The 12,366-nt window shown below is 36.3% G+C and carries 15 protein-coding genes; 13 read left to right on the top strand and 2 right to left on the bottom strand.

The genetic code is table 11. From position 1 onward, the window contains the following. The 10 genes from M901_RS13645 to M901_RS13600 all read left to right on the top strand — a co-directional run. On the top strand, nucleotides 1-246 hold a 246-nt coding region (locus M901_RS13645; RefSeq protein WP_021278786.1), incomplete at its 5' end, for a hypothetical protein. A 16-nt stretch (nucleotides 247-262) separates the two neighbouring features. Next, complete coding sequence (locus tag M901_RS13640) at nucleotides 263-643, top strand: hypothetical protein (RefSeq protein ID WP_021278779.1); 381 nt, start codon at nucleotides 263-265, stop codon at nucleotides 641-643. A 25-nt stretch (nucleotides 644-668) separates the two neighbouring features. Then, the gene (locus M901_RS13635) at nucleotides 669-1,340 is read left to right on the top strand and encodes a bifunctional 2-polyprenyl-6-hydroxyphenol methylase/3-demethylubiquinol 3-O-methyltransferase UbiG (protein WP_021278790.1); all 672 of its coding nucleotides are present in this window, start codon (nucleotides 669-671) and stop codon (nucleotides 1,338-1,340) included. 64 nt (nucleotides 1,341-1,404) lie between these two features. Further along, nucleotides 1,405-2,079 carry a hypothetical protein gene (locus M901_RS13630; RefSeq protein ID WP_021278787.1) on the top strand — a complete coding sequence of 225 codons (675 nt, stop codon included), beginning with the start codon at nucleotides 1,405-1,407 and terminating at the stop codon, nucleotides 2,077-2,079. 108 nt (nucleotides 2,080-2,187) lie between these two features. Further along, nucleotides 2,188-3,819 carry a peptide-binding protein gene (locus tag M901_RS13625; RefSeq protein WP_021278788.1) on the top strand — a complete coding sequence of 544 codons (1,632 nt, stop codon included), beginning with the start codon at nucleotides 2,188-2,190 and terminating at the stop codon, nucleotides 3,817-3,819. Between the two features lie 121 nt (nucleotides 3,820-3,940). After that, complete coding sequence (locus M901_RS13620; protein ID WP_021278791.1) at nucleotides 3,941-4,912, top strand: ABC transporter permease subunit; 972 nt, start codon at nucleotides 3,941-3,943, stop codon at nucleotides 4,910-4,912. Next, on the top strand, nucleotides 4,909-5,931 hold the full coding sequence (locus M901_RS13615) for an ABC transporter permease subunit (RefSeq protein ID WP_021278780.1): 1,023 nt from the start codon (nucleotides 4,909-4,911) through the stop codon (nucleotides 5,929-5,931). Before M901_RS13620 ends, M901_RS13615 begins: the two co-directional genes overlap by 4 nt. A 17-nt stretch (nucleotides 5,932-5,948) precedes the next feature. Beyond that, a complete protein-coding gene (locus M901_RS13610; protein ID WP_021278781.1) occupies nucleotides 5,949-6,770 on the top strand; it encodes a helical backbone metal receptor in 822 nt (273 codons plus the stop codon). Beyond that, nucleotides 6,748-7,470: an ABC transporter ATP-binding protein gene (locus M901_RS13605; RefSeq protein ID WP_021278792.1), complete on the top strand. Its 723-nt coding sequence runs from the start codon at nucleotides 6,748-6,750 to the stop codon at nucleotides 7,468-7,470. The genes M901_RS13610 and M901_RS13605 overlap by 23 nt, the downstream gene beginning before the upstream one ends. Then, complete coding sequence (locus M901_RS13600; RefSeq protein WP_021278785.1) at nucleotides 7,471-8,403, top strand: iron ABC transporter permease; 933 nt, start codon at nucleotides 7,471-7,473, stop codon at nucleotides 8,401-8,403. It begins immediately after the preceding gene. On the opposite strand, the gene M901_RS13595 is transcribed toward M901_RS13600, so the two are convergent. Continuing rightward, entirely contained in the window at nucleotides 8,400-9,476 is a 1,077-nt protein-coding gene (locus M901_RS13595; protein ID WP_021278783.1) for a S1C family serine protease, read from the bottom strand. The two genes, M901_RS13600 and M901_RS13595, sit on opposite strands and share 4 nt — an antisense overlap. A gap of 118 nt (nucleotides 9,477-9,594) precedes the next feature. Between M901_RS13595 and M901_RS13590 the strand changes: the two genes are divergently transcribed. Beyond that, a complete protein-coding gene (locus M901_RS13590) occupies nucleotides 9,595-10,494 on the top strand; it encodes a phosphatidylserine decarboxylase (RefSeq protein WP_021278789.1) in 900 nt (299 codons plus the stop codon). On the opposite strand, the gene M901_RS13585 is transcribed toward M901_RS13590, so the two are convergent. Continuing rightward, the gene (locus tag M901_RS13585; protein WP_021278782.1) at nucleotides 10,484-11,254 is read right to left on the bottom strand and encodes an endonuclease/exonuclease/phosphatase family protein; all 771 of its coding nucleotides are present in this window, start codon (nucleotides 11,252-11,254) and stop codon (nucleotides 10,484-10,486) included. The genes M901_RS13590 and M901_RS13585 overlap by 11 nt on opposite strands. A 139-nt stretch (nucleotides 11,255-11,393) precedes the next feature. Between M901_RS13585 and M901_RS13580 the strand changes: the two genes are divergently transcribed. Next, nucleotides 11,394-11,711 carry a hypothetical protein gene (locus M901_RS13580; protein ID WP_021278778.1) on the top strand — a complete coding sequence of 106 codons (318 nt, stop codon included), beginning with the start codon at nucleotides 11,394-11,396 and terminating at the stop codon, nucleotides 11,709-11,711. Between the two features lie 8 nt (nucleotides 11,712-11,719). Then, on the top strand, nucleotides 11,720-12,211 hold the full coding sequence (locus M901_RS13575) for a hypothetical protein (protein ID WP_021278784.1): 492 nt from the start codon (nucleotides 11,720-11,722) through the stop codon (nucleotides 12,209-12,211). Nucleotides 12,212-12,366 lie beyond the last annotated feature (155 nt).

Raw genomic sequence — 12,366 nt, 5'->3', positions numbered from 1 at the left:
ATTCTATTAAAGAGATATTTAAATTACTTTTTACGAACAGGTAAGATCACTCTATTTGAATATTCCTCTTTTGAGACTCTTCACGATACTCGTTTCTTAAAAGAAGGAAAGGTCTATCAAGAGAGATTACCTGTTAGTATGTTTCAAATGACAGAATTGATAGGAAGAACAATTTATCAAGACCTGACAAGTAAGAGTAAAGCTTGGCCAGGAGGAAGAAAAGCTAGACTTCCTAGTTTTAAGTAATTGATTGGAGAGAGGGATGAATAAACCATCTGAAGAGGCCATTAGGCTTCTCGTTATTTTAAAGAATGATGCAAAAAGACTTTATGAAAGAATTCGTTTTCGCGAAGTCGAATATCTCCAAATCCTTTCACTAAAAAGAACTCGCGAGCATTTCAAAGATATTTTCAGCTCACTGTATTTTTCAATCTCTGTTGATAACTTAAAACTTTTATCACCTGAGGTTATTGTCGCATTAGATAATTTCTACACTAAAGTTGAAAATATGCGTTGGTATTGTAATCATACAGAAGACATGCCTGCGATGATCGAAGATAAGGTGGCGTTGTATATTAGAGATGTCACATCACTTTATGATACATTGGTAACTTTTTCTAAATGCAGAAATTGGAACGGGTAGAAAACGAAGATCACAAAGTTGCTTAATGAAATTATTATTAATACTTACTTTTTTATTCAATATAAATTCCTTTGCCAGAGATGCTATTTCTGGAAATCGCTTTGAGTTGCTAACTGGAGCAAGAAGAGGCGCTGATACTTCAAAGGGTTTTTGGGACAAGAAGTACTCTCGAACAAACTATGTTTATGGAAAGGCTCCTGCAAAATTCCTATCGAGAAATTTTGAATATATTCCTCAAGGAGCGAAAGTTTTAGATATTGGAATGGGTGAGGGAAGAAATGCCGTTTTTCTCGCTTCGAAGGGCTACAAAGTCACTGGAATTGATATTAGTAGTGTTGCTTTGAAAAAGGCACGCATGCTTGCCAGAGAGTTTGGTGTAAGGATAGAAACGGTACATAAGTCAGTAGCTGATTATAAAGTTCCTAAGAATTCTCTTGATGCTATTATTTGCTTCTATTATGTAGACCGAGAGGTTGTAAAGAAACTGAAGTCCTGGCTTAAGCCTGGAGGAGTTCTTATATTCGAAAGCTTCAATATAAAGCAAAAAGTTGTTAACGGGCTCAAAGAGGATGATATTTACCTTCTTAGGGAAGCAGAGTTACTGAGTCTTTTTTCAGACTTTAGAGTTCTGAAGTATGAAGAAGCACAACATCGCCGAGACTTTATTTCTAGTATTATTGTTCAAAAGCCACGTTAGTTATTGTCATGCGGGCAACATCATCCCCTTAGTAAAATTATGCTGCCTCTGGCAAAATAGAAGCATGAGAACGCTTCTTGTATGTCTGAGCATTTTACTATGCCTTCAAGTGAAGGCCAAGGATCAGTCTGGATATTTTTCCGGAAGGGTATCTAGTATATCTGAGGAAGCAAGGATTCTTCGTTTCAAAGTTGATTTTGATAATGTGAAGTATATTAACAAAATGGACGCGGTCGAATTTTGGGCCCAGCATCAAGAGACATTTAAATGTAAGGCCTTTGTTCTTGGTCGATCTAGTACCCACATTCTTTTAAAGGTTCCAAAATTTTCGAATTGCAACGATGTGTCACCGTTTGCCATCGGGCGTTACTATTATTTCCATAGTAAGGACCTCGAAAATAATATTGCTATGGGAAAAGAATTAATTGAGATTCTTGTAAAAAAACGCCTGGCGTTACAGAGTAAGATTGCAAGAAATTCTAAACTTGTTGATACATATTTGCAGCGCGTCGACAGTTTGAATACTCGATATGAAATATTGAGAAAGAAGTTACTTGCTGAGTGGAAAGAAGAGTTATCAAAGCTCGAGTACGACCAGCAGGAACTTGTACGAAACAATGAAGGTCTTAAGGTTCGCCTAAACGAGGTTGATCACAAACTTGAGAAGTACCGCGTTAGGGATGAGAACCTTTCTCTAGACCGTTGGTCGCTCGATCCTAAATACTATTATTTGAAGTAGTGCCATCTTGCTACTAGTCAAACCCTTTCTAAATAAGTAGAGTCGAATACTAGCAATTTCGCCGTTTTTTTTATATGTTGGCTGAACAATCAAGCAAAAGGAAGAACCATGAGAATAGTTAAAAGTCTATTGCTACTGTTGACTCTATTAGGAGCTCACTCGGCATTATCTGCAAAGAGTCCTGCGCCTAAAAAAGGTGGAACTTTTTACTACAACTTAGGTAGTACACCGACTACTTTAAACCCATTATCATCATCTGATGCTTATGCTTCAAGAGTACAATCTTATATTCTTGAGTCTCTATTAGAGAGAGATGTTGATACATTTGACTGGAAACCTGCTCTTGCAGTTTCTTGGAAAATCTCTGATGACGGTCTAAAGTATGACTTCGTTCTTAGAGAAGGTGTAACATGGCACGATGGAAAGCCATTAACTGTTGAAGATGTTAAGTTTTCTTATGATGCAATTATGCACCCGAAGAATATTTATAAGACAGCTCACTTAAAGTCATATTACGAGAATATCGCGAAAGTTGAAATTCTTGATAAGAAGACTGTTAGATTTCATGTAAAAAATAAGTACTTCAGAAACTTTGAAGTTGCTGCAGGTCTGACAATCGTTCCAAAACATATCTATGAAGATGTTAAAAAAGCTAAGAAAAGAAAGCTTAATAAGACTCTTGTTGGAACAGGACCATATGTTCTTAAGAAATTTAGAAGAGGAAAGGGGATCACTCTTGTTGCTAATAAGAAGTGGTGGGGGAACTCTGTTGAAGGTAGAAAGAATGAGAATAACTTCAGCAAACTATTCCTTAGATTCATCAAAGACTCTACTATCGCTATTCAGAGACTTGAAAAAGGTGATCTAGATTATAACGGTCTTTCTGCAGAAGAATTTGTTAAGAAGACTAAAGGTTCAAAATGGGGAAAATCTGTATTTAAGGTTAAGACTCAGAACAAGGCACCTAAGGGATACGGATTTATCGGTTGGAACCTTAGAAGCCCACTATTTAAATCTAAAGATGTAAGAAAAGCTCTTTACCACCTAGTTGATAGAAATGAGATGATTAAGAAATTCCGTTATGGATACTCTCTTCCTGCAACTGGGCCAGTATATCTTCAATCAGAGTATGCTAACCAAACAGTTCAGCCAGTAGACTTTGATCCTAAGAAAGCTCTAGCTCTTCTTAGAAAAGAAGGATGGAAAGATACTGATGGAGATAAAATTCTTGATAAGATGATTGACGGTAAGAAGGTAAACTTCTCATTCACAATCCTTGAGCCATCTAAAGAATTTGTTAAATACCTAACAATGTTTAAAGAAGATGCTAAAAAAGCAGGTATCGACGTTAAGATTAAGTTCATCGAGTGGAACTCTTTTATTAAGGCCCTTGATGAGAGAAACTTTGATGCTGTTAGACTTGGTTGGTCTGGTGGATCAGTTGACTGGGATCCAAAGCAAGTATGGCACTCTTCATCTGCTGACAACATGGGATCTAACTTTGTTGGATACAAGAATAAAAATGTTGATAAGTGGATCGACGAAGCTAGATTTACTCTTGATAAGAAAAAGAGAAAAGAAATCCTAAATAAAGTTTATAAGCAAATTGCTGAAGACTACCCATATGTATTCTTATTTAACGATAAGTACCTGTTCTATGGTCACACTAAGAGAATGGGGCGTGAAAAAGATACATACACTTACGGTGTAGGTCTTGAACACTGGTGGATTACTAAGTAATTTAGAACCACAACCAATTTTTGCTACAGCTAGAGTTATTATTTAGGAGTTATAGTTGTTAAATTACATAATTAGACGTCTTTTAATAATGATCCCCACAATGTTGGGGGTCACTATTTTAATGTTTGCGATGGTTAACCTGGCCCCAGGTTCACCGGTTGAGCAAAAACTTCAACAAATGCGTTTCGGTGGTGCTGGAGAATCTGGAGGAGGATCTGGCGGTGATAGTTCATCAAGAGATAGCGCTGTTTCAGCGGAAGTTATCGAAGCTTTAAATAAGCAGTATGGATTTGATAAGCCACTTCACGTGAGATACTGGATCTGGTTAAAGAACCTTTCAAGATTAGATTTTGGAGAGAGTTTTACTTATGAAGAGCCAGTTCTTGATGTTGTTATGAGTAAGCTTCCTGTTTCTATTCAGTTTGGTCTTATCTCATTTCTCATGTCCTATCTTATATGTATTCCGCTCGGGGTGCTGAAGGCCATTAAACATGGCTCTAAGTTTGATGTGGGATCAAGTTTCTTGCTTTCTGCACTATATTCAATCCCTGGTTTCATGCTTGGTATTCTCTTATTAGTTTACTTTGCTGGTGGAACTTTTATGGATTGGTTCCCAATTGGAGATCTTTACTCAGATTCATATGATGAGTTAACTCTTTGGGGACAGATTAAAGATAGAGTTTGGCACTTTATTCTACCTCTTATTTCATACATGGTAGGACAGTTTACGGTACTTACTCTTCTTATGAAGAACTCAATGCTAGAAGTTATTAGCCAAGATTATATCAGAACAGCTAAGGCCAAGGGTCTTGCTGATAAAGTTGTATATATGAAGCATGCTCTAAGAAATGCTCTTATTCCAATTGTTACTGGTTTTGGACACTTCCTATCACTTTTCTTTGCTGGATCACTTTTCATCGAGACAATCTTTAACCTTGATGGTTTAGGTCTCCTTGGATTCCAGTCTCTTTTAGAAAGAGATTACAACGTTATCATGGGACTTTTCTTTATTCAGACATGTCTTATGTTTATCGGAAACTTAATTAGTGACCTTCTTTATGTGGTAGTTGACCCAAGGATTGATTTCTCATGATTGAAAGATTTATAGAAAACGAATTAACGCTTAAGAGATGGAGACGTTTTAAGAAGAGAAAGAGCTCTGTAACAGCTTGTATTCTTCTTTTTGTATCAGTTGTATTAACTTTTACGGCTCCAATGATCGCCAATAGCAAACCTTTGATGATGAAGTATAAGGGAGAGACATACTTTCCTGTTTTTGCTGAGTACCACCCAAAGGATTTTGGAATCACAGATTCTTTTGTTGTAAATTATAGAAAACTAGACCTAAGCCAAGATGGTGACTACGCTATTTGGCCAATTGTAAAATGGAACCCACTAGAGTCAAATGATACGGTTGATGAATACCCTTCAGCTCCTTCATCAGAGAACTGGTTTGGGACTGATGATAGAGGACGTGATGTCTTTGCAAGACTTCTCTATGGTTATAAGTATAGTATTGCCTATGCTGTTCTCGTTTGGTTCCTATCAACAGTTATTGGGGTCTTACTTGGTGGACTAATGGGTTATTTTGGTGGAAAGGTAGACTTCTTTGGGCAAAGAGTTGTTGAGATTTTCAACACTGTGCCAGTTTTTCTACTTCTTCTTACAATGATCTCAATTTTTAAGCCTAGCTTAGTTTTACTTATCGTTATCTCGTCTATTTTTGGATGGATGGGAGTGAGTTACTATGCAAGGGGAGAGTTCCTTAGAAATAGAAACCTAGAGTTCGTTGAAGCTGCTAGAGGTATGGGTGCGAAAACAAGTACAATTATCTTTAAGCATATTCTACCAAACTCACTAGGACCGATTATTACTTTCGCGCCATTTTCAATTGCCGGAGGTATTACTGGTCTTGCTGGTTTAGATTACCTTGGATTTGGACTAGAAGTTCCTACACCATCATGGGGGGAGCTACTTGCTCAGGCCCATAAGAACTTCACTATTGCTTGGTGGCTTGCCGTGTTCCCATCTGGAGCACTATTTACAAGTCTATTCTTATTCGTACTCGTTGGAGATGGAGTAAGAGATGCATTAGATCCGAAAATGAAATAATTCTTTTAGAGGGAAATGTGAGAAATTTAATTTTACTCATTTCCCTCTATATCTCTTCTTTGGCGTATTCTCTATCGCCACCTGTTCCCCCAAAAGTTATCTCGACATTACCTTCTATTACGGAAATGATTTATTATCTCGGCGGAGAGTCGAATCTCTTGGCAGTGACTCCATATTGTAAATATCCTAAGGAAGCTCAAGAAAAAGAAAAGATCGGATCGGCTTATTCTTTAAATCTTGAAAAAATTGTGACTTTAAAGCCAGGAGTAGTTTTTCTTGCTCCAATTAAAGGTGGAAAGAACGAGAAACTACTATCGAAGTTAGGTATTTCTTACGAAGCTATCCCTTATGAGAGACTTGAAGATATTGAAAAAGGCTTAAAAATAATTAATCAAAGTATGAGATTGGGTGCTCATAAGAAGATTGAGAGTTTTCAAAAATCATTTGAGATTAAAAAACTTAAGCCCAAAGAAGTCCTTATAGTAATTGGTGAGGACATCAAAGCTGGCTCTCTTCGTTCTGTAAGAGTTGCCGGAACAAATACATTCTATAACGATATTATTGAGAAGATTGGTTTTACTAATGCTTATAGGCAAGACGGAGCAAGTTACCCAAAACTTGATCTAGAGCGTATAATGAAGTTAAAATTTGATTATATCATTAGAGTTGGAGGAGAGTCTCCACAGAATAGTGAAGTCAAAAAGAGCTGGCTAGAAACTTCATATGCTCAAAGAATTAAATTCTTCTTTGCTGACTATGCAGTTGTTCCAGGTCCTAGAATTAATTTACTTCTAAAAGATATATTGGACGTTTTTGGTGCTAAAAGTAGAAAGAATTAATGTCGAAATTCAGTTAAAGAAACTTGTCTCAAATATTTCTTTTGAAATAGAAAATAATCTTGTTCTAGGTATTGTTGGCCCTAATGGAGCTGGTAAAACAACACTTCTAAAATCAATTGCAAATCTTATTAAATATGAGGGAGAAATTTCATTTCAAGATATTTCTCTCTCTGACCTTAGTCTAAGTATGAGGACTGATCTGATCTCTTACTGTGGAAGCGCAGATGAGATTATGACCGAGCTCTTTGTTGAGGATGTCCTTTCATATTCAAGGTATGGGAAGGCTGAAGATCAGGGTTTAAAAGAGCGTGTCATAGAGCTCTTTGAATTGAAGGAACTCTTAAAAAGAAGAGTCAATTCATTGAGTGGGGGAGAAAGGCAGCGACTTAATTTGGCATGCTCACTATATCAAGATTCAAAAATTATACTCTTAGATGAGCCTACGAATTACCTCGATCCAAGACATGTTGATTTATTAGAAGATATTATAAAAAATGAGTTTTCTAATAAGGTCGTTATCATAGTGTCACATGACATTAATTTTCTACTTGATATAAGTGACCGAATAATTGGCCTGAAAGAAGGAGAGCTCATGATAGATAATTCTACGAAGTCTCTCTTCAACGATAAGGCCCTTGATAAAATTTTCGATAAGAAATTTCTCTATATAAATGAATGTCAAAAAATGGTGGTGAGATAAATGAGAACCGCCGTTATTATTTTTACTATTCTAATTCTATTTATTGCTCCTTTTGTTGGCTTTGATGGCTTTCTTGGAATTGACTTAAATGGACAAGATGCTTTTATCTTTCATAATTTGAGACTTCCACGAGTTTTACTGGCATTCTTTGTTGGTGGTGGCCTTGCAATTGTTGGATGGTTATTCCAAGTTATCTTCAAGAACGCACTAGCGACACCTTATACGATGGGGATCTCATCCATTGCTGCTTTGGCAATGGCCGTCTCAGAGTTACTTTTAGAAAACTCACTCGTCGCGAATAAAGATCTTATCTTTGTGGTCTTCTATATCCCAATTCTTATTCTTATACTGATTGGTTTTAAAAGAAATATTGCAAGAGAGAGACTCTTACTCTTTGGCGTGTGCTTAGGTATTTTCGCATCAAGTGCAATTGTCTTTTTACAAACGATCCTAGGTAATGAAAGTGTATCAAAACTAGTTCGCTGGATGATGGGTGGCCTTGAGATTGTAGGGTACCAGGATCTTTTTTACATAATTCCCTCAATTCTTATTTCAGTAATGGTAATGATTTACTATCGAAAAGAAATTACTATGATTTCCATTGGTGAAGAATTCGCCTCTTCTCGTGGTGTTGATATACCAAAGATCTTCTTTATACAGATTCTCATCTCGAATATTCTAGTGGCCCTTATCGTTTGGTATTGTGGTCCTATTGGATTTGTAGGCTTAATCATTCCACATCTTACAAAGAAGCTATTAGGACATGATTTCTCTAAGAATATAACCCTTTGTTTTATGCTTGGAGGTGGTTTTTTGGTTTTTTGTGATCTGATTAGTCGATCTGTAAGTGCGTCTCATGTGATACCAGTAGGAGCAATCACCGCTTGTATTGGAGCACCCCTACTGATTTTACAATTGATTAAGAGAAATTAATTACTCTTCAATTCTTTTAATTTTACCTGGAATACTTTTTCTTCTTTTCCTCGAAGAACTTTAACTTTTACTTTTTCGCCAATTTTGTACTCAAAAAGGACATTGAAAATATCATCAAAGCTATTGATAGGCTTACCATCGACTTCAAGAATAATATCCCCTAAGAAAATACTATCTCTATTCTGAGTCATGCCCTTCAGTCCGGCTTCTTCTGCTGGCCCACCGTCAAATACCATTCCAATAGGCAGACCTTTTTCTAAGTCGATACCATAATAATAAGCGAGTTCTTCTCTACTAATCGGTTTGATTCCGAGTCCGGCTCTTTTTACCTGACCATACTTAACGAGTTGAGGAACAATAAGTTTCACAGTATTAATTGGAACGGCAAATCCAACACCACTTGATGAACCAGAGTTAGAGAAAATCATCGTATTCACTCCAATAACTTCACCTTTTGAGTTAAAGAGTGGACCACCTGAGTTACCAGGGTTGATCGATGAGTCCGTTTGAATCATATCAAAGATCTTAATACCACTAATTCCTTTAATACTTCTTCCTGTTGCAGAGATAATACCTTGTGTGATTGTATTATCGAGCCCAAATGGATTCCCAATTGCCACAGCTTTTTGACCGACTTGAAGTGTTTTGGAGTCACCTTTAACAAGTCCTTTTAAGTTCTTTGGTCTTTCAATAAGCTTGAGAACTGCAATGTCTTTAGATGGCTCAACACCCACAAGTTTAGCCTTATAAGCTTTTTTATCTTTATGAAAATTCACTGTGAATTTAGAACCACCTTGAACAACATGAAAATTTGTGACGATATGTCCTTCTTGATCCCAAACAAACCCTGTTCCTTCCCCTTTAACAACTTCCATTGGGTCATAGTCAAAGAAGAGTCCACGTCTTCTGACTTTTCCAATATTTGAAATATGGACGACAGAATTCACAGAATCTTTAAAAATAGAAATAGTATTTTTCTCATCTTGTAAGAGCGCTTTACTTTCATTAATTTCAAAGAGTGCGAAAGTGTTCAGGGTAAAAAATATTGAGATTAAGGCAATTACTTTTGTCACAGATCCTCCTATTCTTTGACTGACATTCTCATATATAGATATAATCCTAATGATTTTACACATCAAGCCAAAATTTTGTAAAAATTGTGTTAACTGATTGAATTTAGGAGATAAACTCTTGGAAATAAAGTATTTTAATAGACAGAATGGACAGGTAGAAGTTGAAAAAGTCTACGGAGATGGGGGAGTAAAATGGCTCTATAATACCGCCTCTGGGAAAGTTCTATCGAGTGCCTTAGTAAGAGCTCCACTAAGTGTTCTTTATGGGTATATGCAAAGCTTGCCAATGAGCCGTAATAAAATTCCTGAGTTTGTTGAAAACTTTGAAATTCAGATGGAAGACTTTCTTCCTGAAGATGGACGTTCTCCAGAATATCCTTACTCAAATTTTAATGAGTTTTTTATTAGAAGATTCAAGGATGGAAAGAGAAGCTTCGTGAAAGATTCAAATATAATGCCTGCCTTTAGTGAGGCCCGTTATTTTGGTTATGAATCAATTAACGATGAGGATTCAGTTCCAGTTAAGGGAAAGTTTCTTAATTCAAAGGAACTTCTTCAAAAACAAGAGTGGATTGAAACTTTTAAAGACGGACCGCTACTTTTGGCCAGATTATGCCCTGTCGATTATCACAGGTTTCATTACCCAGATAATGGAAAGGTTCTTGATTATTATAAGGTAGGCGGGCTCTATCATTCTGTTAATCCTATCGCCTTAAAAGCAAAAGAAGACATCTTCTCTACGAATGTGAGAGAGGTCACAATAATGGAGACAGAGAATTTTGGAAAACTAGCCTATGTTGAAGTTGGTGCAATATGTGTTGGACGAATTGTTCAATCCACAGACCTTACGACTTTTAATAGAGGCGATGAGAAAGGATACTTCCTCTTTGGCGGTTCAACTGTCATTGTGATCGGAGAAAAAGGTAAGTGGAAACCTTCTCAAGATATCTGTGAGAACACTAAGAATAAATTGGAGACTTACCTCCACTTAGGTGTTGAAGCAGGTCTTAAAATTTAAAAGAAGCAAAAACAGGGAAATGATCTGAAGGGTAAATACCTTGGTCATTTTCCTTGTAAAGTTCAATCTCTAGGGGAGTTAACTCAGGAGAACAAAGTATCCAATCTATTCGCGCACCATCTTCTCTATGGCCTTTAAAATTATGATGGCTTGGCTCTTCTTTCTTTCTGAACATAAACCACGGATCAACAAGCTCTAAGCTTGAATCAACAAGAATCCTTCTTACTTCATCTTGAGGTGCTTCATTGAAATCACCAAGAAGGAACATTGGTAAACTCTCAGTATTCACCTTTTGGACTTCAGTGATTAGTACTTTGATTTGCTCTTGTCTTGTTTCTGTTTTTAAGTGATCTAGGTGAACGTCAACAATAAAGAGCTCTTTTTGATTGTCTTTGTCTCTAACCTTTGCCCAAGTACAAAGCCTTGGAAATGCACTACCAAATGATTTCGTCGCCGGAACTTCAGGTGTTTCCGACAGCCAAATATCTCCACTTGATAAATTATCAAATCTGTCTTTTTTAACAAAAATCGTCGGATACATCCTATCTTCAATCCAGTCTCGGTGAGAATCACTCATTAGATAATCTGGTACAAGAGTGTGCAAATCATTTAACTGGGGTTGCCATCCTTCTTGTGTTCCAAAAATATCTGGAGAATATGAATTAAGGAAACTAGAAAGGATTTCTCTTCTTCCACTCCAGTTGTGTTCTTTATCTGCTGGATTATCAAAACGAATATTTGTAGTTACGACTTTTATCATTTGTGCTCCGTTCTTATATGAGAACACATTTGTTTGAAAACGAGAACCTCTATTCTCAATTCTTTCCTAGAATTAGGTACTTAACTAATGATGACGTTGGCATTTGACTTGCTTTTACTTTCGTAGCTAGGAGGTACACATGAAGCATCAAGATGAATTATTAAATCAATTTAAAAAGAGATTAGTTGATTACACTTATAAGCAAATTTCGTCCCAAACAGGGATTCAAATGACAAGAGTCTTTAGAATCTTTAATGGTTATGAAATGAAAGTTTCTGAGTACTTTGCATTGAAAGAGATGCTCGAAGAGAAAAATGAGGCAAAGGACTTTGACCATATTATCGAAAAATGTCGTATGCAACTTTCGGACTCTTCTCTAAAAGAGATCGAAATGGTTTGTAAAAAGAAACTCAATTTACTTGAATTAATTATTAGTACAGAAAATATTGTAGCCTAGGAGATGTAATGTCTGAATTACTATTATTAGAAAGAGTTGTTGTTGAATCTATTGCTAAGGGCAATTTTCGAATTGAAAATATTCAAAATGATACAGGTCTAGACTATTCATTCTTATTGTCAATCTGCTCAAGATTAATAAAGAGAGGGCTGATCACTTACAAGCTAGGTGAATATAAGATTTCAAAAGATGAAGAGTCGTGGGGGAAAGTCAATCATCCATTGATTTTGAAAAATGAGATTAAAGAGGTTTCAGAAAATATTATAGACGTTTTTTTTAATGATAAGGTAACCAATTCTTTGAAGCTTCAAAAGGTTTACTTAAGTGATAAGGACGAAAAGATTCTAAACTCACTCCTAGACTCTGTTGAATCCTTCGTAAAAGACTTGAGGAATTCACCTCAAAATAAGGCCATGAGTACAAAGAAGCAGAAAGTGTTAATGTGGGGATATGGTCAGTATAGTGATATTATTCAAAATACATTAAAGGTTGTTTCTTAACTTTTTTAAATTCTGCAATATCGTAGCGGGGTCTCTTGGAGAATGTGCTAAACCGCATGTCGCACTTATCATTGAGACCTCCAACTTATCAATAGAAATTAATTGATCATCTAGAGTCGATACACATCCTAGGATTATTTCCTTATTCGGAAAGA

This window comes from Bacteriovorax sp. DB6_IX, assembly GCF_000447775.1.
Lineage (GTDB): Bacteria > Bdellovibrionota > Bacteriovoracia > Bacteriovoracales > Bacteriovoracaceae > Halobacteriovorax_A.
Note: the sequence above shows the minus strand (reverse complement) of the source record. Positions and strands in the feature narration are given on the sequence as shown.